The organism is Wolbachia endosymbiont (group B) of Schoenobius gigantella (assembly GCF_964031005.1).
GTDB lineage: Bacteria > Pseudomonadota > Alphaproteobacteria > Rickettsiales > Anaplasmataceae > Wolbachia > Wolbachia pipientis.
Genome location: NZ_OZ035002.1, coordinates 1078785 through 1105764, shown reverse-complemented (window position 1 = coordinate 1105764; position 26980 = coordinate 1078785). Strand labels below are relative to the sequence as shown.

Below are 26980 nucleotides of genomic sequence, written 5' to 3'. Positions count from 1 at the left end.
TTTAGCTATAATATCAAGTTTCACCAACTATTTCTCTCTATTAAATAAGAATAAATTACCTATACAAAAATAGATTGGCAATATTTCAAGTCTGCCAAGCAGCATTAAAAACGATAGAAATAATTTTACTTCATTACTGAAAGAAGAATAGTTACCTGAAGGACCTATTAAGTTGCTGAACCCTGGACCAGAGTTTGTAAGCGTTGCAGAGACTGAACTGACGCTAGTTATAAAGTCTGCATTGCTTAAGTAAGACATCACTATTGATGAAATGGTAAACGTTAACATGAAAATTGCAAAAAATATAAAGACAGAGTGAATTTCATCATTCTCCAGGGTTTTTCCATTGAATTTTACTCCATTGTCTGCATCAGGGTTTAATAAAAGGTAAAAGTAATTTCTTATAGACCTTAAAAGAACAATCAAGCGGAAGATTTTGACACCACCACTTGAAGAACCACTACATCCACCAACAAAGGTGAGAAAAAAAGCTAAGACTGAAATGAAACTCCAATCTATATGATTACAGATTGCATAACCAGTTGACGTAATCAAGGAAGTGATGGTAAATGTGCTGCATCTAAATGATAATGACACTCCTAAATCAACATTTTTATACAACCAAAAACAAGCAAATAAAGATGAGATAGTAGCTATCTTAACAAAGTAAGAGACCTGTTCATCATAGCAAATGTCTAACCGTCTTATAATTTTTAAATAGCTAAGAAAAGGCAGAGAACCCAAAATCATAAAAATGATCGTTATGACTTCTAACATAGGGTTATTATAGTGCCCTATAGAATCATTATAGTTAGCAAATCCACCAGTTGATACAGAGGACATTCCGTGGCATATTGCATCAAACAGTGGCATACCAGCTAGATAATAGGAAAATATACATAACAAAATTAAGCCATAATATATTGCCGTAACATGAATCACTACGCTTCGCGTATTCGGCAACTTCCTTTTGGTAGCATCTGAATACTCAGAATAAAGTAAATTATTTAGGCTGAGAACCTTAAACATAGGAAAAACTGCAATTCCTAAAGTGATTACACCAAAACCCCCCATGCCATGTAGCATTGCTCTCCATAGCAGTATTCCTGGAGATTGTTTTTCAATATCATTAAATATAGTTGCTCCTGTGGTTGTGATGCCAGATATCGTTTCAAACAATGCATCAACATAGCTCAGATTATCAAAATAGAAAGGAATAGCTGCAAACAGAGACAAGGCAATCCAGGTGCAACTAGTAATCGCAAAAATTGCTGGCATTCCATGCAATCTACTTAATTTACCGAGTAAAATAAAAATTGCGCCAGATGTGCAGGTAATTATGAATCCAGCGAGGAAATTTTTCCATTTGTAGCTGAGACATTTATTAGTAATAGCAGGAATAAGCATTGCTAAGCTAAACAGCAATAGGAATATTCCCACAATAAATACAATTGAACGCAAATTTTGTAAACGTTGATGATTTTTCATAGAATTACTTCCTCGCTATACAAAGCCATAAAAGCTACTCTAACGTCAAGCATTTTGTTGGCCTTTATTAACAGTTATTAACAATATACTTGATTTACTTGTAAATATGTGTGATAATTAAATTTTTATTAGAGGTAAGATATGGTTGAATTAACTGATATACAAAAAAAAATTCGAGCTTCATTAATTATAGCAATTAGCAATAACTACCCTCAAAAGGTCCAGGGCATATTCGACAATAATGAATGTGATAATATACAAGCAGTTTTGAACCACGAGGGGATTGGGGCTGGTTACAAAGATAATTTTTTAGATTTTGCTATTATTGGTCTTGACGCTGGAGTTAAAGTTCAAGGAGAAATTGGAGAAAACGTAGAGATCATTAAACAAATTTGGAAAGTTGCTAATCAGAAAACTCGTGATTTTGTGTGTTGTCGTGCAATAGAGAGTTTTCGAGGATTTGGCCTTTATAACATACCTGCTCTTAAAACAGTTATTCAAGAAATAGAAGAGCACAAGAGGGTAATGGATCTTGATATGGCACTAAGGCGTGCAATAAGAAGTCTTAATGTTGATCAAGTTAAAACAGCACTAGAGAATTGCGGTGAAGATGTAGAAAGTGTTTTGACGCGAAATGTATATTGGAGTGATGCTACTGATATTGATTGCTTGTTAATTTATCCTCTGATGGTTGACTATGAAAGAAATCTTGGCAAAGAAGAATTTGAAAAGATAAAAGAGATCACTAAACTTCTTTGGGATAAAGCTTCCCCTGATGTTCGTAACTTCTGGCTTGAAGACCACATGGTTAATAGAGAAGGTCAAAATACAGAAGATAACTATATAATAGGTTCTCTTGAAAAGCAACAAAAAGAGTATGCTAATATAGCTGGTGAGGGATGGCTTGAAGACTTTATTCAAGAAGTTAAGGGTTATAAAAAGGACAGAGAAATAAAGCTTAATGAATACAAAGGGAAGATCGCTCTAGGCGTTGTTGGACTATGCGTAGTTGGTGCTATTGCAGCCTATGTGCTGGCATATCCTGTAGTTGCATTAGTTTTAGAAGTTTCAGCAGTTTCAGCATTGGCTGTACTAGCTTATATTGGAGGAGTTTGTGAGAAATCAGAAAGTCCAAATACGAAAAGTTTGAACCCGGTTGTTTCTGGGTGTTGCAACAACGCAGAACTGCCTAATCAGTAATCCATTGTCATCCCAGCGCGCCGCGCTGGGTCTGACTACGCTAGAACAAAGAATATAAAAGAAACGTTGCCGTCACGTTATATCATAAACCTTTGCTGAAGCTTTCTTTATATCTTCACTTGAAAGTGGAATTAGACCAAGCCTAGATAGGTACCCATCTTCAATGCCGATCGAATCTATAATTTCTTTTACGAATTCTCTTAATCCATCAACAGTATCCAAGTGTTCCCTCTTTATGTAAAGGTATAGAGGTCTTGCTAATATATATTTTCCCGATGATATATTTTCGTAAGTTGGCTCAATTCCTGCAATTGTGCTCCCTTGTATTTTATCTTGATTCCTCATTAAAAAGCTGAAACTAAATATCCCTAAGGCGTTCTTGTTACTTTTCAATTTTTGTATTATTATATTTTCATTAATTCCAACTTCTATATACCTTCCGTCATCCCTTATATTACCACATGCTTTCTTTCTTTCTTCCTGATCTTTATAATTCTCTTTGAAAATTCTCGAGTTCATGCATGAATATTGATCAAGCATAATAGAATTAACCAAAGTTTCGTATGTACCTGTATTTTGATGTGGACCATAAATTTCAATTTCTGTTTTTGGTAAGGCTTGATTGACATTAGACCAAAACTTCTTATTATTTTTTACTAATTTATCATTTTCTTGAGAATATGCAGATAAAGTTTCAAATAAGTCCTTCTTTGTGAAATCAAATCTATGGCTTTGATTTGAATTTGCAATGACAACTCCATCATAGCCAATGATGATTTCTATCACTTCATTAATTTTATTCCTTTTACATAGTTCTCTTTCTACTTCCTTCATAGGGCGAGATGAAGTGGTGATGTCTGGAGTGTCTTCCCCTATTCCTGAGCAAAACATTTTGAATCCTGATCCACTTCCTATCGATTCCACAACTGGAGTCTTAAAGGAGAATACACGGTTGAACTCTTCGGCTATAAACGAGATAAAAGGAAAAACAGTTGAAGATCCAACAATTCTGATGTATTTCCTGGCATCAGCATTTGATAGCGGCGTGAATAATACGAATACAAAAATCAGGAGAAAGTTTCTAAGCATTATTTTTAGTTAAGAACATAAATCTAATTATTGTAATAAAAAATCAAACTGAAAAGCTTTAATTGCATGACAAAAGCTACAGTTTACATTTAAATTTTATTTTATATTATTGTAAGTATTACACAACTTTAAGGGGCAATTATGGCAGTTATGCCAGATAAATGGATAAGAGAAAAAGCTGAAAATTTTGGAATGATAGAACCTTTTGTGAACCACAAAAGCAGCAAAGGTGTTATATCTTTCGGACTATCATCTTATGGTTACGATGCAAGAGTGGATAATAAATTTAAAATTTTTACTAACGTTAATTCAGCCATCGTGGACCCTAAAAATTTTTCTGAGAATAGTTTCATAGATAAGGAAACAGACGTATGTATAATTCCACCAAATAGCTTTGTGCTTGCAAGTACAGTGGAATATTTTCGTATACCAAGGAATGTACTGGTCATTTGTGTTGGTAAATCAACTTACGCAAGATGTGGAATTATAGTAAACGTTACTCCCTTAGAACCTGGATGGGAAGGTCATGTCACACTCGAATTCTCAAACACCACTCCACTTCCTGCGAAAATTTACGCTAATGAAGGCGCATGCCAATTCGTATTTTTAAGCGGCGAAAGTGAATGCGAGAAATCATATGATGATATGAAAGGAAAATATATGAATCAGCATGGTATTACTTTGCCGCTGGTGAAATAATTACTGCTTTCGTTGTGAGCTACCAAACTGCTCTATAGACAATATTCCACTATCACCAGATAGCAAAGTTCGCGCTGATTCACTTTGCTTAAGATGTTTAATTGCTTGCTTTTTGTCAGTTCCAGTGCGCATACTGCAGCCAAGTTGGAAATCTATTCCATTTTCAACAATGTTACATGAAAACCCCATAGCAGTAGCGAAACCTTCTTGTTTATTAGTAGCATTTCCGGTAACAACACCACAAGCAGTGAAGTTACGATCATTTCCAACTGTTCGCATCATCATTCCACCATCTCGTATACCATCATTATTTATATCCTTTGCTATAACAGTCTGGTCTACAAATCGCGTATTACCCACTTCTCGAGATATTACTTCTACAGTCGGTTGATTATGTAGTTGACCATTACTTACTAATGCTTGATTATATGCTGAATGGTGTTGTTCTGAATTACTTTGACTATTACTCCTTAGTTCATTTTGCTCGTGCTCTTCATTATTTTGATGTTGGTCAGTTCCTGATATGCTAGCTTCTTTTTCAACACGCTCATTGTATTCTTTATCATTACTTATCTCAACTTTATTTACTGGTTGACCTTGACTGTTTTCTATGTCTTTTTGACTAAACATGTCTTTATTAATGTAATAAAAAATAAGACCAGGTATCAGTGAAATTATTAGATTTAATACAATGCACGGAATTAAAACCACGGTAGCAGCTATATAGATTAGAGAGCTAACTATAAACTTTATTACTTTAGATAATTTAGAATCATCTTTTTGAACATTAACAGCATTCAAAAAAAGCATAGTTAAGCTAAGAGATAATGCTGTTATAGCAGTAGGCACGATGATTGGAACAAGTAAAAAAGCATTGATTAATTTTTTTCCAGAACTAGTTGTTTTAGTGCTATTATTCAGTGATGTAAGATAGTTTTGACCAACATTAGTAATCCATTTTGTACCAGACAAGACTCTTTTACTATTTTCTTCCGACATTTCAAATTTCATTTGCACCCCCAGATTATAATGCTAAATTGTACTAAAAATTAATATAAAATCAACATAAATTTTTCACTTCCGCACTTTTTCATTGTTGCTTACAATAACTATAGCTACACGATTTACTTGTGTGCTTTTCTTAATTAAAAACTTCAACTATCCATTGTAAGCTGCTGAATTTCTTATCATAGTATCTGTCATCCCAGTACCACTTTCTTGTCATCCAAGTAGCGTGACACTTGGATCTTCTCTCAACAATTTCAAAAAAATCTATCAAAAGGAGGATTACCATGTCTACAATAATTTTATCATCAATTTTTGGTCAAGCAGGCAGCATTTTTGGTCCAATTGGCCGGATTATCGGCTCAGAACTCGGTGCTCTTCTTGGTGCACAGCTAGATGGGGCAATGTTCGGCCTTGATGCCGAGCAAAAAGTAACGCATGGTGCGAGACTAAAAAATCTGCAAGTTCAAACCTCAACCTACGGCAGAACGATTCCAATTATCTATGGCACTGCTCGTGTTGCAGGGAACATTATTTGGTCACAGCCAATAAAAGAAGAGGCGATAACCACCAAAAGCAAAATTGGAAGAGGTATGAACGTTACATATAATTACTACGCAACGCTTGCAATTGCGATCTGCAAGGGGAAAGTAGAAAAATTAAACAGAATCTGGGCAGATACAACATCACTTAGCTTTGATGAAATAGATTATACTTTTTACAGCGGCAGAGAAGACCAAAATCCTGATCCATTTATGTCATCAATTGAAGGAGAGGGGAATGTGCCGGCTTATAGGGGAATATCTTACATAGTCATCAAGAATTTTCCTTTAGCAGACTATAACAATCGCGTCCCGATATTTACATTTGAAGTGCGAACTGCATTAAAGCCCGTTGGGTTTTCAATAGCGGAAAATATTCCGAATATCAATATCATACCAGGTTCAGGTGAGTTTGTATATGATACAAAAATACAGAAGAAAATCGCGCAAGAGAAAATAAGCAGCAACCAATATATCCCATATGGGCTGGCGCAAAGGGTAAATCACAACAACCACACTAAAAAGAGCGATGCAATGCTTTCTTTGGATCAATTAAAAGAAGATTTGCCAAATGTTGAGTTGGTGTCGGTGGTAGTCAATTGGTTTGTGAATGATCTGAACATTAAAGATTGTAAAATATATCCTGCAGTTGAATTTCAAGATGATTCCGCAATATTACCTGATGATTGGCAAGTAGGGGGTGTAACCAGAGATAATGCTCAGCTAATTTCAAAAGATGCGAGTGGAAACCCAAGGTATGGTGGCACAGTTAGTGATGCAGCGTTGATAAGATATATAGAAGAGCTACACAGCAGAGGCTACAAGGTGATGCTCTATCCAATGCCCTTACTTGACACAAAGAACAAAGAGTGGCGAGGAAAATTGAGCGGGACCCCTGGGGATATAAGTGATTTTTTTGAGAATCAATATAACAAATTTATAGAGCATTATGCAAGCATTGCCAAACAAACTAAAGTGGAAGGGTTTATCATCGGATCTGAATTTGCGCAACTTACCAAAATCAGGGATGAACAAGGGAATTACCCTGCCGTTATAGAGCTAGTTAAGCTTGCAAAGCGAATAAAACTTCAGCTTGGAAAAGAAGTAACGGTAACTTACGCTGCTGATTGGAGTGAATACCATTCATATGATGGTTGGTATAATATGGATGAGCTTTGGTCTTCAGAGTACATCGACGTTATTGGCATAGATGCTTATTTTCCACTGACTGATGGTCCAGAGCCTCCTTTTGGTTATTCCGCGGAAGATGTAATGGGTGGTTGGAGCAGTGGAGTGGGGTATGATTATTTCTATGATTACTCAAAGAGTGAACCTGAAAAAGTAAAGTATAACGACAGCAGGTATGCGTGGAAAAATATAGAGAAATGGTGGAGTGAAACTCACATAAACCCCAGTGGTAGTAAAACGAAATGGCAACCAAAAATGAAAAAAATATGGTTTACTGAGTATGGATTTCCCAGTATGAACGGCTGCACTAATGAGCCAAATGTGTTTGTTGATAAAGGCAGCATAGAGAGCAAATATCCACGATATTCAAACGGAGAGGTGAGCTTTCTTTCGCAAAAAATTGCAATTGAAGGAACGCTAAAGAAGTGGCAAAGCTCGGAAATGGTAGAAAAAATGTTTCTCTGGGCATGGGATGCAAGGCCATTTCCTTATTTCCCCAATTTGTGTGATATGTGGACTGACTGCCATAATTGGCAGACAGGACATTGGATTCAGGGAAAGCTTTCACAGCTTAATATTTCCGATGTTTTATCGGATCTATTACAAAAAGCAGGTTTAAAAAGCGATCAGTTCGATACGAGTGATGTTAAAGGATTATTGTCTGGATATGTAATAAATGACCAGCAATCGGTACGTTCAATTATTAAAATGCTGCAAAGTTGCTATTTTTTTGATGTGGTTGAACAGGACTCTAAACTGAAATTTGTCCAAAAGGGCAGGGGAGTTACGACTGAAATACCAATTGGTGAAACGGTTTTCAGTAACAATTTAAAACTTGCTAATATCAGTCAATTAGATTTAAACAATAAAGTTAACGTCGTTTATTTTAATCGCAATTTTGGCTATCCAATTGATGTTAAATATGCTGAGTTGCCAAAGCAAGGCGCTGCTATAACAGTTGAAATACCGCTCATTATGGAGGAGGGAGAGGCGCAAAATATCGCTGAGGTTTTACTTTATTCTTCGTGGCAAGAGAGAAATATATACAATTTCAAGCTACCGATAAAATATGCGTGGCTTGTGCCAAGTGATGTAATAACGATTTTAGAAAGTGAGAAAAAACATACGGTGAGAATTATAAAAACGAAATTTGAAAGCATGTCCATTCAAGTAATTGGCGTTGGTTATGATCACTCTATATATAAGCTTTCTTTTCCTTCAACAAGGTCACTTATGCTGAAGGAATACCCTCCTTCTCATATCAGCAAAACCATCGTAGAAATGATAGATTTACTGGATATTAAAGGTAATAGTGCAAGCTTTACTTTAATTAGTGAGGAAAAGAATTGGAAAGGAGCAACACTCTTTATTTCGTACAACGATAAGGATTATAAGCCTATCGCAAACACAAACAAGCAGTCTACTTACGGATATGTAATGGAATCTACCGACGAGGGGCTTATAGTAGTGTTACGTTTTGGTGTATTGAGTTCTTCATATAACCATTATTTAAGTGATGGTGTCATTCCAGCGCTTGACCATATTTCTCCTGGATCCCAGTGTCTGGGCACTGGGATGACAGAAGAGGGTTTTACAAGCACTAATGTTAGTACTATAAATGTAAGCAATTTAGCACTGGTTGGAAAAGAGATAGTAAAATTTCAGAGTGCCGAACTTATAGATAAAAATAAATATAAGCTTAGCAACCTAATTAGAGGGCAAGAGGGCACCAAAGAGTATCAGCACACCGCAGGTGAAAAATTTACTCTGCTTGATGATTCAGTAATATCTTTCGAAGTGCAAAGGGGAAAAAAGTTTTACCTAAAAGCAGTGACTTACGGTGACTCGCTGGAAAATACGGAAGTGAAAGTGATAAATTCATTTAGTAATTGAAATTTAATAAAGTAAGTGCTAGAATTAATATACAGGTATTAATGGTAGAGATATAACATGTCAAAGGAAATGGTCAATGCGTTGAAAGCTGAAGTGAAGAAGCTCAAATATGCTGATTTCAAAGCTAACACTTGGGACGAAGTAATTTCTGGTGAGGGAACATATAAGGATCTTAATAGAACACACGGCCTTGCTATTAACGGACAAAAAATAACTAACGAATTTATTAACAATCTGTATTCAAAACATAAAAATCTAATTCTACGGGATGAAAACGGAAAAGGGAATTATCGTCCATTTCTCAGACAAATTTTTACAGAAATGTTTAAACACGTTGGTGCAACAATTCCCAATAACTCTATTATTGAGGAGTTAATAAATAACTATTATCAGGGCGGATATACTCATTTTCTTCCTAATGATATGAGTCAAGCTCTTGGATCTTTTCATTTGTCAACGCAAAGCAACTGTATGACAAGAGAGTATATTATGGATTGTCGTGAACCCAATTGTATAAAGCTTAGTTTTAGCATGAAATATACAAAAATGCTTAACTATGATGATTGTACATATATCGAAACACCAGGTTTTTGCAGTTCAGCGGAGTTTAAACTGAAATGTGAAGATAAAAATGTAACATATGAAGATGGTAAAGTACTTCTTACCATTCCTAAAGAGCTAAAAAACTACAAAGTAAGTGGTAAGAATTTGTTTGATGTTATTGTTGAATATTTTCAGAAGCTTTGCGAAAAATTGGGCTTTAAATTTGAGACAAAAGTGGAACATAGCCTTGGTGAACCACTAAAGGTAGTAAGTGAGGCAAATGCATCTTCTGTTGAAGACTTAAAGCTTAAAGTGAATAATCAAAGGTAAGATATTGAAATTCGTGCTTTTCATGATTTTAGCTTAAGATTTCAGTGTCAAAGCACATAACTGTACGAACATTGTGATTTGAATCCACTAGGAGGGTGTCATCTAAGTAGCCTCCTTCTCCTGTCATCCCAGTGCCATGACTACTTGGATCCAGAAACTTAATTGCAAGTAAGTAAACTGCTTTGATGAAATTGTATAATGGAAACTAGATCCAAGTAGTCATGGCACTGCCCTACTGGATAGAGCCTTCACAGGCTTTTTCTTGAATAGCTACTCTTAATTTCAGTAGTTAATTTAATATACTAATGAAAAAAATACATTATAATTAAGTATATTTAATCCAGTAAATCATTAAGTGAAAACAGCTCTTTCGCAAAATATCATCTCTCTTATTATGATATTGTCTGTAGCAATTGTCGATATGGCAACTGACCTATACTCAGTTGCACTACCAAGCATTGCCAATTATTTTAAAGTAGAAGGCAGTGTAGTGCAGCTTACAATTAGCTTAAATCTAGTTGGATTTGCGGTATCTGGCTTAATTTATGGTCCATTATCGGACCATTATGGTAGGCGTCCAATGATGCTGATTGGTATGACAATTTTTACTTTGGCAAGTGTCATGTGTTATATAGCCGACAGTATTATGCTCTTGATACTAATTCGCTTCATACAAGGGGCAGGAGCTGGTGTTGCAGGTGTTGTTGGGTATGCAGCAATAAGGGATATGTACTCGGGTAGTGAATACTCGAGAGTAATTTCAAAATTAAATATGGTTGTGGCACTCTCACCTGGAATAGCTCCAGTGGTGGGCAGTTATATAATTTCACATGGGTATCATTGGAAATTTTTGTTTTTTATTATGTCACTCGCGGCAATTGCTATACTTATTTTTATCTACTTTAAGTTACAAGAAACACTCACTGTAAATAAAAATGAAACCAGTATAACTAACATAACTACTAATATCTTCAAGCAATATATATCAATATTTAGAAATTATCGTTTCCTTGGGTTTTCAGCCATTCATGGATTAACTTTCATGTGGCTTTGGGCATACATTGCTAACTACCCGTTCATATTTGAATCGATGGGCATTGAAGTACAGTATTTTGGCTACCTCATATCGATCATAGTCATATTCTACATAATTGGAACTTTAATTAATAGAAGGTATGTACCAAAAGTAGGGGTTAGCAAAATGCTAATAATAGGTTTGGTGTTACCGATAATATCCGATAGTTTATTGGTATATTTTTATTTCGCGGACAAGTTGAATATATTCATTCTTCAAACTGCTTGGATTCCAGCCAATATCGGACTTGCATTAATAATAAGCAATAACGTAACTTCTGCTTTAGAAACGATCAAAGGTATAGGGCTTGGTAGTGCAGTCCTCTCATTCTGCAATATGATGTTTGGGGCTATTGGAATATATATAGTAGGAAAATTTTTTCGCTATGGTATTTTACCAAATTTACTATTAACAATAGCATGCTCTACAATTGCGATTCTTATGTACAGCCAGCTCAAATGTACTGAAAAACACAGGGAATAACCATTATTTGCGTGATCCAGAGCTCATGGGTTATTAATGACTTTATCATGATAATATAATTTTACAGGGGGTGAGAGCTCATAGATTATTAACGACTTTATCATAACAATATAGTTTTACAAAGAGGTGTAGGATGAGTAGTTCACAAAGTAGAGATAATTTTTTTAAGGCTGTTGAAAGAGGTGATATTGATGCAGTAAACCGTCTAATAAGTGAAGGAGCAGATGTTAAGGTAGAAAATGATAAAGGAGAGAGACTCCTTTACATATTGCTGCTGTATGGGGCCATAAAGAGGTAGTAGAAGCTCTATTGGACAAAGGGGCAAATGTTAATGCAGAAGATGAAGAGGGAAACACTCCCTTAGTTTTAACTACTGACGAAGAAATAAAAACTCTATTACAAAGCACAGCTAAATTACTTGAGGTTGCTAAAAGCGGTAATATTCAGGAAGTAAACAGTCTAATAAGTGAAGGAGCAAAGGTTAATGTAAAAGATCAAGATAACAAGACTCCTCTACATTGGGCTGCTGAAAAGGGCCATAAAGAGGTAGTAGACGCCCTACTGAAAGTAAATGGAATCAATGTTAATGCAACAGATTGGTCGCAAAAGACTCCTTTACATTGGGCTGCTGTAGAGAGCCATAAAGAGGTAGTAGAAGCCCTACTGAAAGTAAATGGGATCAATGTTAATGCAACAGATTGGTTGCAAGAAACTCCTTTACATTTAGCTGCTGTAAAGAACCATAAAGAGGTAGTAGAAGCCCTATTGGGAAAAGATGGAATCAATGTTAATTTACCAAATAACAAGAAAGATACTCCTTTACATTCTGTTCTTAAAAAGGACAACATAGATATAAATGTATTGAACGCTCTACTGGGAGCAGAAGGAATCAACGTTAATGCACAAGATGAATATGGCGAAACTCCTTTACATTTGGTCCTTAAAAAGGGCAATATAGACATAAATGTATTGAACGCTCTACTGGGAGCAAAAGAAATCGATGTTAATGCACAAGATGGAGATAGGGCTCCTTTACATTTGGCTGCTGAAAAGGGCCATAAAGATGTAGTAGACGCCCTACTGCAAGTAAAAGGAATCGATGTTAATGCAACAAATCAGCAGAAAGAGACTCCTCTACATTGGGCTGCTGAAAAGGGCCATAAAGAGGTAGTAGAAGCTCTATTGGACAAAGGGGCAAATGTTGATGCAGAAGATGAAAATGGAGACACTCCTTTAGATTTAGCCACTACTCAAGACATACGAACTCTATTACAAAACACAGATGAATTACTTAAGGCTGCTGGAGAAGAGGTGATATCGATACAGTAAACGATCTAATAAATCAAGGAGCAAGTGTTAATGCAACAGATCAAGATGGAAAGACTCCTCTACATTGTGCTGCTAAAAATAGCCATGAAGAGGTAGTAGAAGCCCTATTGGGAAAAGATGGAATCGATGTTAATTTAGCAGATAAGAATAAAGATACTCCTTTACATTCTGTTCTTAAAAAGGGCAACATAGATATAAATGTATTGAACGCTCTACTTAGAAAAGAGGGAATTGATGTTAATTTAGCAGATAAGAATAAAGATACTCCTTTACATTCTGTTCTTAAAAAGGACAACATAGATATAAATGTATTGAACGCTCTACTGGGAGCAAAAGAAATCAATGTTAATGCACAAGATAAAGATGACAGGACTCCTTTGCATTTGGCTGCTAAAAAGGACAACATAGATATAAATGTATTGAACGCTCTACTGGGAGCAAAAGAAATCAATGTTAATGCACAAGATAAAGATGACAGGACTCCTTTGCATTTGGCTGCTAAAAAGGACAACATAGATATAAATGTATTGAACGCTCTACTGGGAGCAGAAGGAATCGATGTTAATATAAAAGATAAACTTGCAGAACAGACTCCTTTACATTGGGCCGTTGTAAAGGGCCATAAAGAGGCAGTAGAAGCCCTATTGGGAAAAGATGGAATCGATGTTAATATAGAAGATAAACATGGAAACACTCCTTTCAAATTAGCCACTGATGAAGGAATAAAAACTCTATTGCAACCCGCAGAAAAATCTGATGATGGTTCAGCGGGTGGATCATCGACAGATAGTGAAGGGGGTCAAGAGGAAGAAAAACGAGTAGGTGATGATACTGAACTACAATCAGATAATAGCAAAGAAGGGGAAAAAACCAGCACCACCAGTGCAGAACAAGGAACTGATGTACAAGACAACGATGTAGGTCCTGTTGCTTCCACAGAACCTGCACAAACAGAAGAACAGCCGAGCTCTTTTTTTGGTAGTTTGTTTAGTATACTTATGAAGCCTTTTTCATTAATTGCATCATTTTTTGGTGGTTTTTTTTCATGGTTGTTTGGGTCTGACGAAGAAAAGTCTGACACACAACCTTATGATGATTCTTCTTCACCTGGGGTCGATCAATCAGTTGAACAAAATAATGGTGATCATAATGACCAGAGCAATGTGATTTGATAGTGATCTTCTACCGGAAAAGGTGTCATCCCAGTGCTTGACACTGGGATCCAGGAAACTTAATTGCAAGTAATGCATTGGGTTTGGTGAGTATGGGTTTTGCGTTATAGAATGAAGCACTTTTGGTGAATTTGTAAAGAAAACTAGATGCCAGTGTCAAGTGCTGGAATGACATCATCTTGGATGGAAATAACGTCACGTACTGGGATGACAAAGAAGAGTGGGCTTTCATATGGTTATGCAAGAAGTCTACTGAATGTAAACCAGTTTCTCACACACACATTTTACCACATGATCTGCGCTGATATTAAAATGCTCATAGAGTGTTTTATAAGGTGCTGATTCTCCGAAGCTTTTCATGCCAATAAATATACCGTTTGAACCTATATATTTATGCCAACCCATTTCACTTCCGGCTTCAATTGCAACTTTAATGCTGTCATTATTTAATATTGCCGCTTTATATTCATCGCTTTGCTCGTCAAAAAGCCTCCAGCATGGCATAGAAACAATCCTTGTACCTATACCCTTTTCCTGCAATTTCCCCCTTGCTTCAACTGCAATTTCAACCTCGGACCCCGTAGCAAATATCGTCACTTTTAATTCTTTTGAACATTCACACAAAATATATGCACCAAACTTCGATAAATTAGCAGATTGATCGATATCAGAGTAGAACTTGCGCATGTAACTTACGTTTTGCCTTGAGAGCGCAAACAGTGCTGGAGATTCTTTCTTTTCGAGTGCAATGCTAACACACTCCAGAGTTTCAACTGCATCGGCTGGCCTAAAAACATATAGATTTGGTATAGCACGCAAAGAGGCTAAATGCTCTATTGGCTGATGAGTCGGGCCATCTTCTCCCACTCCAATTGAGTCGTGAGTCATGACATACATAACCTGCTGCTTCATCAGAGCTGAAAGACGTATAGCAGGACGACAATAGTCGGAAAATACCAAAAAAGTGCCGCCATAAGGAAGAATCGCGCCGTGAAGTGCCATACCATTCATACATGCTGCCATAGCGTGCTCTCTCACTCCATAGTGGACATAAGAGCCACTATAATTATTGCTATTTATTACCTGCATGTGCTCATATTTAGTGCAATTTGACCCGGTAAGATCAGCAGAACCGCCGATTAATTCCGGCATAGACTCAGTTAAAAGTTCCATTACTCTGCCGAAAGAAGATCGAGTAGCTTCGTTTGGCATTAGCTCACATATTTGTTTCTTCAGGTCAGCTAAAACACCAGCGATATTATCTGGTAGATGTTTATCTAACCGTCTTTGAAGTTCTGCATGATACCCTGTCATCCCAGCATTCTCTTCTGTCATCCCAGTACTCTCTCTTGTCATCCCAGTGCTTGACACTGGGATCCATTCTTTTTCTTCTTTCCTGGATTCCAGCGTCACGCGCTGGAATGACATCGTGTAGTTTTGTTTTGCTCTCTCAACAGTTTTCTTCCAGGCATTTTTCACATCTTCTGGTACATGGAATGGTTCATAATTCCAGTTTAATTTCTCTCTCATCTGTTTTATGTCTTCCTCCGAAAAAGCACCACTGTGAGCAGAGGATGTGCCAGCACGGCTTGAAAATTTTCCGATAATAGTTTTGCAGCAGATCATTGTAGGTTTATCAGACTTTTTTGCTTGCTCTATTGCAAGGGATATGGCATCAAAATCATGGCCATCAATTTTGTCAACATTCCATCCATACGCTAAGAAGCGTTTCTCTACATCGTCAGAACAGGAAAGGCAAGTAGCGCCATCTATAGAAATATCATTATCATCAAAAAGAGCTATAAGCTTATTCAATTTAAGATGCCCAGCAAGTGATGCTGCTTCATGGCTTATTCCTTCCATAAGACAGCCATCCCCTAGCATCACATAAGTGTAGTGATTGATTCTAAACTGCTTTTCAAGTATCGATTCAGCAAGTGCCATGCCAACAGCAGCGGCAAACCCCTGACCGAGCGGGCCTGTTGTTGCCTCTACCCCGGAAGTCAAGCCGAACTCTGGATGACCTGGGGTCTTGGATCCCATTTGTCTGAAGTTTTTTAGCTCATCTACGCTAATATAACCTGTCAAATATAATATTGAGTATAGTAACATTGACCCATGACCGTTTGATAAAACAACGCGATCTCTATTGAACCATTTAGAATCATCAGGATTATGATTCAGATATTTAGCAAACAAAACAGTTGCAACATCTGCCATGCCAAGTGGCATACCTGGGTGTCCAGAGTTTGCTTTTTGTACTGCATCAATTGATAAAAAACGGATGGCGTTTGCCATAGATTTTAAATGTGAATGATTCATGTGTTAATAGAAAAACTTAAAAATGAAGTATAAAAGATTATATCAGCAAAAACAAGTTGACACTGAGTGCTAAAATCCTTAATAATCTAAAGTTAAATCGTGAGAGTTTTTATATGACAACTGTTATCACTAGAAAGTATAGGATTAGCCGTAGACTTGGTGTAAATTTATGGGGTAGAGCTAAAGACCCAGTAAACAAAAGGAAATACCCTCCAGGTCAACATGGTATTCTTGGATTCAAGAAGTTATCCGACTTTGGTAAGCAGTTTGCTGCGCATAAGAAATTTAAGTTTTACTATGCGATTTCAAGTAAGCAGCTCAGACGTACATTTTTAGATGCTTATAACAGAAAGGGTTATACGGCTGATAATTTTATCGGTATCTTAGAATCGAGATTAAGTTCTGTTTTATACCACTCTGGTCTTGTTCCAACAATTTACTCAGCAAAGCAGCTCATATCTCACAAGCACGTTACAGTTAATGATAAGGTGGTTAACATATCGAGTTATCGAGTGAAGCCAGGTGATATAATAAAAATAAGAGAAAGGGCAGCAAAAATCCCTGTAGTAGTAGAGGCTGAACAAAAACAAGAGCGCAAGGCTCCGGATTATTTAGAAGCAGATAGTAAAGAGCATTCAGTGAAGTATTTGAGGTCACCTCAATATTCTGAGGTTCCTTATTCAGCAGACATGGAAGTCAATTTAGTAGTAGAGTTTTACTCTAGATAGATAAAAAAAGCCCGTGTGGCGGAATCGGTAGACGCAGCGGACTTAAAATCCGTGGGTTTTGCGACCTTGGGAGTTCAAGTCTCCCCATGGGCACCAATTTAACTTAGCAGATAAATACAAAAAAGTATGAAATGGCTTGATATAGAAGATATTGTAGAAGCTCTGGAAGAAAAATTTCCAGATGAGAATATAATTAGTATTAGATTCACTGAGCTTAAAAAAAAGGTATTGAGTTTAGAGGAATTTGATGATGATGAAAAACGCTGTAACGAAAAAATACTCGAAGCTATTCAAGCAGCTTGGATTGAGGAAAGATTAACTGCATAGCAATAAACCATACGCAAACGTGATTTCTATTGCAATTTGCATATTGATTATGCTATTTTTTGGATCTAGCCTGGCAAGTTAATAATAATTTAACCAATTACAATTAAAACAGCTATAAGGTTAATTATGAGGCAAAACAAAAATTTTTGAATGGAACGATCTTGACAAGTGCTACGTTGAGATAAGTTTTGCATAAAAATACTGCTTTTACGGTGTGAGGCCAGAGGGTAGAGCCTTTGTAAAGCAGTTAGAAGGTTGTCATCTAAGTAGCGTGACCAGAGCTAGATTCCGCGAACACGCCGCGGAATGACGACTATGCAATATGCGTTGCGGAGTGACGATTATGGTCATACCGTCACGGTATCTCACAAACATGTAGCAGTAATGACAAAATCTCAAATTATATGTATACTTTTATATTATCTACTTACTAAAAAAACAGAAAAATGCTCAAACGTAGCGGTCCAAAAAAATTAAAGTCTATAATTGAAAACTATGCATTAAAATGCATGAAAAATAAGATTAGTAAAAATGAAATACGTCTTATTTTAAACTGGCGAAATATAATAGGGAAAGAAATAGCAGAGTGTACAAAACCGAAAAAGATCTCATATGCACAGAATATAAATTCGGGTGTGTTGCATCTGGTAGTAACAAATGGCAGCAAAGCATTGGAAATTCAGCATATGATTTCTCTTATAATAGAAAAAATTACGATATTTTTTGGTTATAAAGCAGTATATGGTATAAAAATTAAGCAAGAGAGTATTGACTATTTGACTATATAAGGTAATCTAAGTACATAGAATAATTTGGTATATTGAAGTGAGTAGAGTTTGTGAATTAACAAATAGAAAAAAATCTTTTGGTAATAAGGTATCACATTCGAATCGTAAAACAAAGCGTACCTTTCTTTTAAATTTACATAAGGTTACGTTGACAAGTGATATATTGAATAAAAAGTTTAGATTTCGTGTGGCAACAAGAACTTTGAGAACTATAGATTACAAAGGTGATTTAGATGCTTTTTTGCTCAACACAAGAACGATTAAACTAAGTGAGAAAGCGCAGAAGATAAAAAGAAGGTTGAAAAAAGTTTTAGTAAAGCAAGAGGTAGAGTTAGCAGTTTCAGATGCATAGCAAACCTCAATGGCTCAGAGCAAAAGCTCCGACCGGTGAAGTATTCAATGAGACCTTAAACATCGTTAAACTGCATAACTTGCATACAGTGTGCGAAGAGGCTGCATGTCCAAACATTGGTGAATGTTGGAATAAACGTCATGCTACTGTGATGATTCTCGGTTCTGTTTGCACTCGTGCTTGTGCATTTTGCAACGTTGCAACTGGCATTCCTGATAAACTAGATCCTCATGAACCAGAAAATTTAGCAAAAGCAATAAAAAAGTTAAACTTAAAACATGTTGTCATTACTTCCGTTGATCGTGATGATTTGCCAGATGGTGGCGCAAATCAGTTTATACAGTGCATAGAAGAAATTAGAAAGATAACTTCAGAAACAACAATAGAGATTTTAACTCCTGATTTTTTAAATAAGAAAGGAGCATTTGAAGCAATCGCTGTTGCATCACCTGATGTCTATAACCACAATATTGAAACAGTGCCGAGATTGTATGCAAAAATAAGACCACGAGCTCGCTATTTTCATTCACTATATTTGTTGAAGATGGTAAAGCAGATTAATCCTAAAGTTTTCACAAAGTCAGGGCTTATGGTTGGTCTTGGAGAAACAAAAGAGGAAATACTTCAGGTTATGGACGATTTGCGCAGTGCTGAGGTTGATTTTATTACAATTGGTCAATATCTACAACCAACTCCAAAACATGCAAAACTTGATAGGTATGTTACCCCAGAAGAGTTTGAGCATTATAAATACATTGCTTACTCCAAAGGTTTCTTAGTGGTTGCATCAAGCCCACTAACTCGTTCATCATACCACGCTGAAGAAGATTTTAACAGGCTCAAGGCCTGTCGTTGACATTTGTGTTAATTCAAATTAATTTTTACTAATTATAAAGGAGTTTTTACGTAATGTCTACTATAAAAATCGAGAAGAAATCACAATTAGTTAAAGAGGTATTCGATTCCGTGGCAAGTCGCTACGACACCATGAATGATATAATGAGCCTCGGAATGCACAGATTATGGAAAGATAAGATGGTAAATAGTGTGCATTTTACAAAAAACTCTAAGGTTTTAGATGTTGCTGGAGGAACTGGAGATATAGCAATAAGAGTAGTAAGAAAAGAGCCAAGTGCTAAGGTTACAGTATGCGATATAAATCAAAACATGCTAAACAGAGGACGTGATAAAGCTATAAATTCAAACCAAATTAATTTTGATTGGGTATGTGCAAGTGCAGAAAGTTTACCATTTGAAGACTCCGAATTTGATTATTGCACAATAGCTTTTGGCATTCGAAATGTTTCTGACCGCAAGAAGGCTTTAAATGAGGCGCACAGGGTATTAAAACCACATGGGAAATTTATCTGCTTAGAATTTGCCCCTATGCACTATCAAAATGAGATATTTACCAAACTTTATGACTTATATTCATTTAAAGTAATTCCTAAAATTGGCAGCATAGTTGCTAAAGACAAGAGTTCTTATGAATATTTAGTGAGGAGCATTAGAGAGTTTCCAACTCAGGCTGATTTTAAAATGGAAATTGAAGAGGTAGGCTTTAAGAATGTTGAGTTTCATAATATGAGCTATGGAATAGTGGCATTACACATTGGAACAAAATGAATATTAAACTCTGGTATAGAACGCTGGATTATTATCTCATCCTTCCAGTGTTTTTTTTGCTCACTATAAGCTTCATTCTTGTTTATTCAGCAAGCCCTGTAATTGCGCAGCGTCTTTCTCTACCACAGGATTATTTTATACGGCGCCATACAATTTATATAGTCCTGTCACTAATTACCTTGGTGACATTTTCTTTTCTCAACACAAGAACTATACTTAACCTCTCATTCGCAGGTTTCGCTTTATTTACTATTCTAGTAGCAACTGCGATAATACTTGGTATAGAGGTAAAAGGTGCGAAACGATGGTTACATATTGTCAAAATTTCTGTTCAACCATCTGAGTTCGTAAGGCCATTTTTTTCTGTTGTTATAGCTAGTATCTTGGCCAGCGAAATGAAGTTTAAAATACACATATCAATCATAATATTTCTGTTAGTTTTTGTGTTGTTACTTTTGCAACCTGATTTCAGTATGTCTATGCTTTTAACATATTCTTTTATCGGTCAAATGTTTATTGCATGTATACCATTTTTATACTTTCTATGCATAATAGGAATGGCCACAACTGGAACTACAATAGCTTACTTATGCCTCCCACATATAAAGCAAAGGATTTACAATTTTGTCTTTTTTACGCAGCGCGATAACTTTCAAGTCACAAAATCATTAGAAGCATTCAAAAGAGGTCAATTAACTGGAGTTGGACCTGGTGAAGGTAGCGTAAAAGCCTCTCTTCCTGATTGTCATACAGATTTTGTGTTTTCTGTTTTAGCAGAAGAATTTGGTTTGATTACGTGCTTAGCCACATTGATGTTATTTGGCATCATTTCCGCCCGCTTGCTTTACATTGCATATAGGGAAAATGAATTATTTAATCTGTTGGTGATTCTCGGTATCTCAATGCAATTCATCACACAATTCATAATAAACATAGGGGTAACATTGAGTGTTTTTCCTACCACCGGCATAACCCTGCCGTTACTTAGCTATGGTGGTTCTTCTCTTTTATCTTCGAGCATCGCACTTGGCATAATGCTGTCTTTCAGTAGAAACCAAGCTATCGCATTAAAGTTTCGTGAGCGTGTTATGCTTGGAAGGTATATGGACTAAACTTGTACCGCTCACAACTATTATTGGTATCCCTCCAAAATGGGTATCTGTTCAGATGAGTGGCAAAATAAGGTAGACGAGAAAAGCAACTATAGGAACAAATGGGTGTCATGCAAGTAGCTGACACTGGTATCCAGTCCTTTTGCACAGTTCCATCAAAAACGTTGTAAAGCGCTTTCGTGTTTACCAACTTAGTGCCCAATCTGGATCCCAGACTGGGATGACAAAAAAAGGAGCACTGGAATTTTTGTTTCAGCATTAGCCATGCATCTGAACAGATAACAGAAAATATTCCACTGACATGCTGAACAACAAATACATCACTATGTCGTTTATCGCAAAAACTTATATTTTTCGTAACCATTCACACTTAATTCTGCAATTCTTTGATCTCACTCATAGAAAGACCAGTAGTTTGAGCTATAATATTAAAAGAAACACCTGCTTTAAGTAGATTCTTTGCGACTTCAATTTCCCTCTCTTTTCTACCTTCCTCTTTAGCAAGATCAAGTCTGTATTCAAGAATGGCTTCTTCTTTGCGCAGATCCATTATTCTTTCTTCATAAGTTATTAGATCTTTTTCATTCCAGTGAAACTTATCTAATTCATCATATGCTAGCTTTATTATTGGTGATTTTTCCGCAATTTTTCTGAGATCTTCGTCCGTTGTTTCATCTGCATATTTGAAAAAAAATAGCCAACGGTCTACTACACTTTCTAGTTGTTCTTCTCTACTCTTAGGAAATTTTGGCAGCTCTATGAAGATAAATTGAAAATCTTTTAAGTCATGCTCATTGGTTTTTTCATCTCTTATGGTATGGCTAGATATATAGTCAAGCTTATCAGGGAATAAGGTACAATTTGAAATCGCGATAAAGAAAATCTTCTTTAAATCAACGTATTTACCAGATTTATCAGCTTGTCTTGAGTAAGCCTTAGCAGCATAAAGTTGTGCGCGTTTTTCAAAGCCTTTAGTTTTAGCGACCTGGTTAGGTAAGGAAGTAGTATTGCTACTACTCCCTCCCTTAGAAACGCAGCATGCAGGTTTCCCCACACTACGCTTGAGCCCCTTATCTAAGTCCTTCTTTTCTCGAACCGGCTTGTCCTTCATGATTCCTCAGAAAACATCATTCTTAATGGTGACACCAACAGTAGAGAACCTTCTCTTGAGAAAGAGCTTGCTAAAATTTTTGTTTGTTTCACTCTTTCATCAAAATACTTTTTCCATTTTAAGTCAAGTGGATTTGCATCCGCCCTGATTTTAACATGTCGTCTGATAGGTATATCAATCAACCTAAGCAGTCTTAAATACCTTATCTCTTTCGGTTTGTTCTTGCATATGGGTGCAGCAAAGACCCATTGGCGTTGTTTCATTACCTTGAAGTAACGATTCTTTATCCAACGTAATCCTTTACGAGGATGTCTTTTCTTTGCCCATTTCCATAGAGCACACATAATTTCATGGTCTATTTTGTTAAAAGCTCTTTTCGCACACACATGGCTGTAGTAATTTCCCCATCCCCTTAATAGGGAATTGAGCAACTTGATTAGTACGGCCTGAGTGTTCGCTATGTTTGCCTTTATCAATGTACGTGCTTTATTAAGAAGTTTCTTAATACTTTCTTTTGAAGGTTTTATAATTAACTTCTTATTATACCTGCGTACATTACAACCAAGAAAGTCAAACCCTGTTGTAATAGATGTAATTTTTGTTTTCTCTTCGGAAAGGATAAGACCTCTCTCCTGAAGAAAGGACGATACTAGAGGTTTTACTTCATTTTCCAGTACTTCGCGTGTGATTCCTGAAATGATAAAGTCATCTGCGTACCTGATTACATTTACTCCACTTCTGATTTTGCTTCTTCTTTTACTGCCAAGTTTACCAAATTGACTTTCCAATGATTTTTCAAGTCCATTTAGGGCTAGATTTGCTAGTATTGGAAAGATGATACTACCTTGTGGGGTACCTGCAGTTGTGGAATACAGAGTTTTTGATTCTAGGAAGCCAGCTTTTAACCAGCTATGAAGAATTTTCTTCTCCATAGGAATATGCTTCATGAGCCATTCATGGTTAATGTTATCAAAACACCCTTTAATATCACCTTCGAGTATCCATTGTAGTTGGTTACGGCTTGCCAGTAACAAGTGACAAGCCACAGTAGCGTCTGCGCAGGATCTTTTTGGTCTAAAACCATAAGAGTGACGATCACTGATCGTTTCAGCTATCGGTTCCAAAGCAAACAAGTATAATGCTTGCATGGCTCTATCTTTTATCGTAGGGATTCCAAGAGGTCTTCTTTTGCCATTAGACTTACTGATGTATATCCGTTTTAGCGGAGAAGGTTTGTATCCTCTTTGTTTTAATAGCTTTATTCCTTGAAATTTTGTGTTGCAAGTTGACCATATTTGACGATCTACACCTGCTGTGTTTTTTCCTTGGTTTTCAGTTACTCTCTTAACCGCCAAAGCTTTGCCGCTAAAAGAGCGTGTGAGAAGGTGTTGTAAAGTTTTCACCTTACCCCATCTGCCTTGTTGGACAGCCTTAACAATACGCCTCTGTAGCCTCATAACAACTTTTTGGCATTTCTTCCAGGGTAACTGGTTCCATGCTTCGGAGTTATTGGTAGGTGCACTTACAGTTGTACTTGTAATCATCTGCTTTCCTACCTTAAGTGGTTAACAAAGTTTCTTGTCATGAGGGACCAAATGGAAGTCTGCTCGTTTTCACGCGAATTAATGTTACAAATTCTATCCATTTCGTTACAAAATGGCATTCGCTTTCTCCATTATCCTTTACCTGCACATCCATCAGCATTCCTTGCGGGTTGCCTGCCATATAGGCGAAAATACAGGCTTATCCTGTTCCTTTTGTCATACAATAGTGGGTTAGGTGGCTTCTCTATACCGGGGAATTATTATTTGCGTACATCCAGAAATGAAAAATGTAACTCATCCACATTACCTTTTGGTCGGAGCTTATCAGCATCTTTAGCTCTTTAATCGTTACGATACTTATGAAGCTTCACTTACGTTCACCATACCACTAAGCCTAGCCCTCCAACCACATGATGCTTGTAGTTTATGCTTTCTCTCACGATTGAGCATCTTCTTTATCAAGAGGAGGTTCATTGTCCGCGTCGCTCGGCACCAACTGGTTACCCAATTCGCACTGATGCGTAGACTCAGATGGCAAAACATCTGGTTCAATAAGCTTTAGAATCCTTTCAGTTTCTTTCTGAATGAATTCCTCTCCTTTTAAACAATATGACCGAAGGCTTTCAGGTCGCACCATTTCAATCACATACCTAGCCCCACTAGAGTCCCTGCAAAGAACATCAACTATACTTTGCTTATCAGAGGCAATTTCAGGATCCATTATAGTACTGAGGAATTCCACTTCTTGTATAGTATTTATCTCGGTAAACCCTAAAATATCATTCAAAAAATGTATGAGAATATTCTTGTTTTTTTCAGTGCCAAATATTTTTTTGAAGGTTAAATCCAGCTTAGGGTCGAGAAACTTAGATAAAGCCATAGCCAAAGTGCTTAAAAATATTAATAATTATACACTATTATTAACAATTATTCAACCATATTTTTGAAGATAGCTATGCCGCCGCGAACCGTCATACCGCCGCGGTATCTCTAGATCCCGCTAACAAGCAGCGGGATGACGAATTACTTAACCGTCATACCACCGCGAACCGTCATACCGCCGCGGTATCTCGGCATAGATTCCGCTAACAAGTAGCGGAATGACGATTGTGTATCGTGTTTTGCTAAAAATCACAGAATGCAGTCTGGTCACCTTAATTAGAAGTTTAGCTTTAACTTTAAATGGACTACTCAACCGTGACAGACTTAGCTAAATTTCTTGGACAATCTGCATCTAACCCTTTTTTTGCTGCAGTAAAGTAAGCAAGGAATTGCATAGCAACACTGTAGATGATTGGAGAGATAAAATTATCAGTGTCTGGAAGTTGCACCACATCTGCGCAAACTCCCCTTAGGAATGGCGCTCCTTGTTTATCACTGAAGGCAATTACTTTGCCTTTTCTTGCAATAATCTCTTGTATATTAGATAGCGTTTTAAAGAATAAATCATCATAAGGGATAATTGCTATAACAAGCACAGTAGAGTCTATTAAAGCAATAGAACCATGCTTCATTTCTCCCGCTGCAATACCAGTTGTATTGATATATGAAAGCTCTTTTATTTTCAATGCGCCTTCCATTGCAACTCCGTATGAACTTCCTCTGCCGATTAAAATAACGTTATTGTGTTCTAATATACTGTCCGATATATGTTGTATTTTCATCACATTCAAAACGTGCTCAACATACTCGGGAATAGAGTTAATAGCGTTGCTTAGCTGTTTTATTCTCTCTCCACCCAGTACACCTTTTATTTTTCCAAGCTCCACGGCAAAGCATGCTAAAGTTGCAAGTTGCGCAGAAAAGGTTTTTGTTGAAGCAACACCAATTTCTGGCCCAGCAAGAGTATGTAACACAATATCTGAGATCTTTTCAATGCTGCTGCTAAATGTATTAGTTATACTAATGATTGTTTGCTTCTGTGATTTTGCATAACGCAGCGCTTCTATGGTATCTGCAGTTTCACCAGATTGAGAGATAAATAACCCAATGCTGCCTTCTTCCAGCTTGACGTTGCTATACCTAAATTCTGATGAGATTTCTAGATATACTCGAACTTGAGCGACATTTTCCAGCCAATACTTTGCTATTAGCCCAGCAAAATAAGATGACCCGCATCCAACTATAGTAATGTAACTCAGCTCAGAAAACAATTTTTTGTTAGCAAATATTACCTCTTTATATTGCTTGTAAAATTGATTTATTGTTTTGTTTAATGCACGCGGTTGCTCAAAAATCTCTTTTAACATGAAGCTAGGGTAACCATTTTTGCTAATTAGAAAATCACTTGGACTACTATTTTCTATACTGCGTTTAACTTGTGTACCATTGTTGTATATACTAACTCCACTAGATTTTATCACTGCAATGTCATCATCTTCCAAATGCGATATTCTTTCCACAAATGCACTTAAAGCATTAGAGTCAGATGCAGCAAACACTGTGTTACAGTTATAGCCTATTGCTAAAGGCAAATTTCTCTTCGCAACAAATAAGGCGTCTGGATATTCTGCAAATAATAAGACCAAGGCAAATGAGCCATGTAAGTTGTTTAAACACTTAAATAGAGAATCAATTGGCGACAATCCTTCATCAAGATATAAGGTTAGCATGTTTGGTATGATCTCTGTGTCAGTGTCAGTATGGAATGACATGCCCCTTTCTTCTAGACCCTTTTTTAGCAGATTGTAATTCTCAATTATGCCGTTATGAGCAACAACAACATTATTTGTACGAATGGGGTGAGCATTTTTAAGGCCTGGGACTCCATGTGTAGCCCAGCGAGTATGTGCTATACCAACTGTACTGTGAGACATCTTGCTGTCATCAACAACTTCACATAACCTTTCGACTTTACCTTCTGATTTTTTGACTTCTATCTTACCTTCGTTATTTATGATTGCTATACCTGAGGAATCATATCCCCTATATTCCAATTTTTGTAACCCAGTTAGTAAGGTTGGTATTACTGAATCACCGCTACTTACTACACCAAATATTCCGCACACAAATGGATCACCAAACAAACTTTTTT

The 26980-nt window shown here is 36.6% G+C and carries 23 protein-coding genes, 1 tRNA gene and 1 pseudogene; 16 read left to right on the top strand and 9 right to left on the bottom strand.

Translation table 11 applies throughout. From position 1 onward, the window contains the following. Positions 1-27: 27 nt before the first annotated feature. Positions 28-1488: a TrkH family potassium uptake protein gene (locus tag ACQH2O_RS05090; protein ID WP_095742676.1), complete on the bottom strand. Its 1461-nt coding sequence runs from the start codon at positions 1486-1488 to the stop codon at positions 28-30. A gap of 141 nt (positions 1489-1629) precedes the next feature. Here ACQH2O_RS05090 and ACQH2O_RS05085 point away from each other — a divergent pair, with 141 nt between their 5' ends. After that, positions 1630-2688, top strand: coding sequence for a hypothetical protein (locus ACQH2O_RS05085; RefSeq protein WP_244226868.1), 1059 nt, complete (start codon positions 1630-1632; stop codon positions 2686-2688). A gap of 72 nt (positions 2689-2760) precedes the next feature. Here ACQH2O_RS05085 and ACQH2O_RS05080 read toward each other — a convergent pair whose 3' ends face one another. Beyond that, positions 2761-3777 (bottom strand): substrate-binding domain-containing protein, encoded by a 1017-nt coding sequence (locus ACQH2O_RS05080; protein WP_070356802.1) that lies wholly within the window; start codon positions 3775-3777, stop codon positions 2761-2763. Between the two features lie 141 nt (positions 3778-3918). Between ACQH2O_RS05080 and dcd the strand changes: the two genes are divergently transcribed. Further along, complete coding sequence (dcd, locus tag ACQH2O_RS05075) at positions 3919-4476, top strand: dCTP deaminase (protein ID WP_006280485.1); 558 nt, start codon at positions 3919-3921, stop codon at positions 4474-4476. Here the strand turns inward: dcd and ACQH2O_RS05070 are convergent, their stop codons facing one another. Continuing rightward, entirely contained in the window at positions 4477-5487 is a 1011-nt protein-coding gene (locus tag ACQH2O_RS05070) for a hypothetical protein (protein WP_425385113.1), read from the bottom strand. Positions 5488-5768: 281 nt separating this feature from the next. Here ACQH2O_RS05070 and ACQH2O_RS05065 point away from each other — a divergent pair, with 281 nt between their 5' ends. The 6 genes from ACQH2O_RS05065 to ACQH2O_RS05040 all read left to right on the top strand — a co-directional run bounded on the left by ACQH2O_RS05065 (position 5769) and on the right by ACQH2O_RS05040 (position 14036). Continuing rightward, positions 5769-9104, top strand: a complete 3336-nt coding sequence (locus ACQH2O_RS05065; RefSeq protein WP_425385112.1) for a glycoside hydrolase/phage tail family protein — start codon at positions 5769-5771, stop codon at positions 9102-9104. Between the two features lie 57 nt (positions 9105-9161). Further along, positions 9162-9977 (top strand): hypothetical protein, encoded by an 816-nt coding sequence (locus ACQH2O_RS05060; protein WP_022626257.1) that lies wholly within the window; start codon positions 9162-9164, stop codon positions 9975-9977. A gap of 394 nt (positions 9978-10371) precedes the next feature. Beyond that, complete coding sequence (locus ACQH2O_RS05055) at positions 10372-11535, top strand: multidrug effflux MFS transporter (RefSeq protein WP_010082551.1); 1164 nt, start codon at positions 10372-10374, stop codon at positions 11533-11535. Positions 11536-11668: 133 nt separating this feature from the next. Further along, positions 11669-11833: a hypothetical protein gene (locus tag ACQH2O_RS05050; RefSeq protein ID WP_425385111.1), complete on the top strand. Its 165-nt coding sequence runs from the start codon at positions 11669-11671 to the stop codon at positions 11831-11833. Continuing rightward, positions 11803-12864, top strand: coding sequence for an ankyrin repeat domain-containing protein (locus tag ACQH2O_RS05045; protein WP_425385388.1), 1062 nt, complete (start codon positions 11803-11805; stop codon positions 12862-12864). The genes ACQH2O_RS05050 and ACQH2O_RS05045 overlap by 31 nt, the downstream gene beginning before the upstream one ends. Beyond that, positions 12852-14036, top strand: coding sequence for an ankyrin repeat domain-containing protein (locus ACQH2O_RS05040; RefSeq protein ID WP_425385387.1), 1185 nt, complete (start codon positions 12852-12854; stop codon positions 14034-14036). Before ACQH2O_RS05045 ends, ACQH2O_RS05040 begins: the two co-directional genes overlap by 13 nt. A 249-nt stretch (positions 14037-14285) precedes the next feature. Here ACQH2O_RS05040 and tkt read toward each other — a convergent pair whose 3' ends face one another. Continuing rightward, positions 14286-16358 carry a transketolase gene (tkt, locus tag ACQH2O_RS05035; RefSeq protein ID WP_425385110.1) on the bottom strand — a complete coding sequence of 691 codons (2073 nt, stop codon included), beginning with the start codon at positions 16356-16358 and terminating at the stop codon, positions 14286-14288. A 113-nt stretch (positions 16359-16471) separates the two neighbouring features. Here tkt and rpsD point away from each other — a divergent pair, with 113 nt between their 5' ends. The 8 genes from rpsD to ACQH2O_RS04995 all read left to right on the top strand — a co-directional run bounded on the left by rpsD (position 16472) and on the right by ACQH2O_RS04995 (position 21291). Then, on the top strand, positions 16472-17086 hold the full coding sequence (gene rpsD / locus ACQH2O_RS05030) for a 30S ribosomal protein S4 (protein WP_010962555.1): 615 nt from the start codon (positions 16472-16474) through the stop codon (positions 17084-17086). 9 nt (positions 17087-17095) lie between these two features. After that, positions 17096-17182 (top strand) — tRNA-Leu (locus tag ACQH2O_RS05025). A gap of 30 nt (positions 17183-17212) precedes the next feature. Then, positions 17213-17413 (top strand): Fe-S cluster assembly protein IscX, encoded by a 201-nt coding sequence (iscX, locus tag ACQH2O_RS05020; RefSeq protein WP_010962556.1) that lies wholly within the window; start codon positions 17213-17215, stop codon positions 17411-17413. Between the two features lie 446 nt (positions 17414-17859). Then, positions 17860-18201, top strand: a complete 342-nt coding sequence (locus ACQH2O_RS05015) for a DciA family protein (protein ID WP_425385109.1) — start codon at positions 17860-17862, stop codon at positions 18199-18201. Positions 18202-18238: 37 nt separating this feature from the next. After that, complete coding sequence (rpmB, locus tag ACQH2O_RS05010) at positions 18239-18553, top strand: 50S ribosomal protein L28 (protein ID WP_006279619.1); 315 nt, start codon at positions 18239-18241, stop codon at positions 18551-18553. Then, positions 18546-19409 (top strand): lipoyl synthase, encoded by an 864-nt coding sequence (gene lipA, locus ACQH2O_RS05005; RefSeq protein WP_010082514.1) that lies wholly within the window; start codon positions 18546-18548, stop codon positions 19407-19409. The genes rpmB and lipA overlap by 8 nt, the downstream gene beginning before the upstream one ends. Positions 19410-19462: 53 nt before the next feature. After that, a complete protein-coding gene (ubiE, locus tag ACQH2O_RS05000; RefSeq protein ID WP_010962557.1) occupies positions 19463-20179 on the top strand; it encodes a bifunctional demethylmenaquinone methyltransferase/2-methoxy-6-polyprenyl-1,4-benzoquinol methylase UbiE in 717 nt (238 codons plus the stop codon). Next, positions 20176-21291 (top strand): FtsW/RodA/SpoVE family cell cycle protein, encoded by a 1116-nt coding sequence (locus tag ACQH2O_RS04995; RefSeq protein WP_010962558.1) that lies wholly within the window; start codon positions 20176-20178, stop codon positions 21289-21291. Before ubiE ends, ACQH2O_RS04995 begins: the two co-directional genes overlap by 4 nt. Before the next feature lie 370 nt (positions 21292-21661). On the opposite strand, the gene ACQH2O_RS04990 is transcribed toward ACQH2O_RS04995, so the two are convergent. The 5 genes and pseudogenes from ACQH2O_RS04990 to glmS all read right to left on the bottom strand — a co-directional run bounded on the left by ACQH2O_RS04990 (position 21662) and on the right by glmS (position 26954). After that, a complete protein-coding gene (locus ACQH2O_RS04990) occupies positions 21662-22402 on the bottom strand; it encodes an Rpn family recombination-promoting nuclease/putative transposase (protein WP_010962559.1) in 741 nt (246 codons plus the stop codon). After that, positions 22399-23946 (bottom strand): group II intron reverse transcriptase/maturase, encoded by a 1548-nt coding sequence (gene ltrA, locus ACQH2O_RS04985; protein WP_425385108.1) that lies wholly within the window; start codon positions 23944-23946, stop codon positions 22399-22401. Before ltrA ends, ACQH2O_RS04990 begins: the two co-directional genes overlap by 4 nt. Before the next feature lie 37 nt (positions 23947-23983). Beyond that, entirely contained in the window at positions 23984-24127 is a 144-nt protein-coding gene (locus ACQH2O_RS04980; RefSeq protein WP_173862902.1) for a hypothetical protein, read from the bottom strand. Positions 24128-24580: 453 nt separating this feature from the next. Continuing rightward, positions 24581-24826, bottom strand: a pseudogene (locus ACQH2O_RS04975) (PD-(D/E)XK nuclease family transposase); the annotation flags it as partial. Between the two features lie 307 nt (positions 24827-25133). Continuing rightward, complete coding sequence (gene glmS / locus ACQH2O_RS04970; RefSeq protein ID WP_010962662.1) at positions 25134-26954, bottom strand: glutamine--fructose-6-phosphate transaminase (isomerizing); 1821 nt, start codon at positions 26952-26954, stop codon at positions 25134-25136. Positions 26955-26980: the final 26 nt, after the last annotated feature.